This is a genomic window from Pseudomonas sp. USTB-Z, from assembly GCF_019691255.1.
In the GTDB taxonomy this organism is placed as follows: domain Bacteria; phylum Pseudomonadota; class Gammaproteobacteria; order Pseudomonadales; family Pseudomonadaceae; genus Aquipseudomonas; species Aquipseudomonas alloputida.
This window is the reverse complement of the sequence record NZ_JAECZP010000057.1, coordinates 1-1,451: the sequence shown is the minus strand read 5'-3', so window position 1 is coordinate 1,451 and position 1,451 is coordinate 1. Positions and strand designations below refer to the sequence as shown.

Annotated in this window: 1 protein-coding gene; it reads right to left on the bottom strand. The window is 55.3% G+C overall.

What is annotated here, in order from left to right:
* Positions 1-32: 32 nt before the first annotated feature.
* Positions 33-1,402 (bottom strand): IS3 family transposase gene (locus I8746_RS26810; protein ID WP_409078031.1). Its coding sequence is split into 2 segments (ribosomal slippage): positions 33-902 and positions 905-1,402, totalling 1,368 coding nucleotides; the frame shifts between segments, so codons are not numbered across the junction.
* Positions 1,403-1,451: the final 49 nt, after the last annotated feature.

The following is a 1,451-nucleotide window of genomic DNA, read 5'->3' as shown; positions in this document are numbered from 1 at the left end:
TGAGCTGCGCCCCAGATGTTGGACGGTCGGTGCTAGGCTACCTCAGCTTGAGTTCTGTAAGCCACAGGACTCAGGCCGTTGAGTTTCATTTTAATGCGGTCATGGTTGTAATAGTGGATGTACTCATCCAGTCCCGCCTGTAGCTCTGCGACGCTTTTGAAGCGCTCACGGTAGAAGTATTCCGATTTCAGCGTGCCGAAAAAACTCTCCATCGCGGCGTTGTCCAGGCAGTTACCTTTGCGTGACATGCTTTGCTCAAGCCCTGCTTCCTTCACACGTGCACAGTAATCAGGGTATCGGTAGTGCCATCCTTGGTCCGAGTGCAGCAGTGGTTTGTTGCCCGCCGGAAGCAGTTGAATCGCGCGCTCCAGCATTTCGCCGACCAAGGTGAAGCGCGGTCTGGTGTCGGTGCGATACGTCACGATTTCGCCGTTGTACAGATCCATTACAGGCGAGAGGTACAGCTTTTCACCCGCCACTTTGAACTCAGTGACATCGGTAACCCACTTCTGGTTAGGCTGATCAGCCTGGAAATTACGCTTGAGAATGTTAGGCGCGGCTTCTCCCATCAGGCCCCGATACGCCTTGTACTTCTTCGGACGGACCGTGCACTTGAGGTCTAGAGCAGCCATCAGCCGGCGCACCTTTTTACTGTTAACCAACTGCCCAGAACTGCGCAGCGCAGAGGTAACCCGCCGATAACCATAACGACCGCGATGTCGGTCGCAGATCTCCTGGATCGAGATTTTGAGAGAGGCACACTTATCCCCGGCCTCAAGCAGCCCTAGCTGGTAATAGTAAGTACTGCGTGGCAGGCCGGCAGCCTTGAGCAGATCGGCAAACGGGTAGTGTTCGCGCAAAGCCCTTACTAGCCGGGTTTTTTCCTGGCTTTCTTCAGCCTCGCCTTCTCCTCGTCGAGCTCCTCGAGCTTTTTTAGGTAGGCGTTCTCCGCTTCAAGCTGGCGAAGTCTCTTGAGCAGCTCCGCATGGGTAAGCTCCTCGATAGGTTTGGGAGCGGTCTCTTCGGGCTTGCGCGGGGCTTTAGGCATAGGGTTAACCAATATCTTTTTGCTTGAGGACAGGGCTTGGAAGCCGCCACTGTAATACTGTTCCTCCCAGCGCCGCACCTGAGATGAGTTACCCAGGTTGAACAACGCCGCGGTGGCCCGGAGCGACAGCTTCTCGCGCCACATACGGTGGAGCACAGAAAGCTTGAACTCGCTGCTGTAATGACCGCCAGGCTTCTCGAAGCTGGCCTCACCATGTAACTGATAGGACATGACCCAACGGCGCAGCAAAGTCGGATCGATTTGAAACAGCGCCGCGATGTGGCGAAAGCCTCGGCCACGCTTGAGGAAAGCCTGGATGGCTGACTGCTTGAATTGTGTTGAGTACTTGCTCATGAAAACCCCCAGATGATGGACAGATGTCCAACATCTGGGGCGCAGCTCA